Genomic DNA, 400 nt, shown 5'->3' on the forward strand with positions numbered 1-400 from the left:
CCTTCGGCGCCGACGCCACCCCGATCGTGGACACCTGGTGGCAGACCGAAACCGGCGCCATCATGATCTCCCCACTGCCCGGCGTCACGCACGCCAAACCGGGTTCGGCGATGCGGGCCCTGCCCGGGATCTCGGCCAAGATCGTCGACGACGACGGCAACGAACTCGCCCCCGGCACCGACCACGGTGAACAGGTCTCCGGCTACCTGGTGCTCGACAAGCCGTGGCCGTCGATGCTGCGCGGCATCTGGGGCGACGAGCAGCGGTTCAAGGAGACCTACTGGTCGCGCTTCGCCGAGCAGGGTTGGTACTTCGCCGGCGACGGCGCCCGCTATGGCAGCGACGGCGAGATCTGGGTGCTGGGCCGCATCGATGACGTCATGAACATCTCCGGACACCG

1 protein-coding gene is annotated in these 400 nt (G+C 68.2%); it reads left to right on the forward strand.

Features of this window, described 5'->3' with window-relative positions; translation table 11 throughout:
* On the forward strand, positions 1-400 hold a 400-nt coding region (locus tag AC3A6P_RS36140), incomplete at both ends, for an AMP-binding protein (protein WP_487697469.1).

The sequence above is a fragment of the Mycobacterium sp. Soil_C_30 genome, from assembly GCF_057656995.1.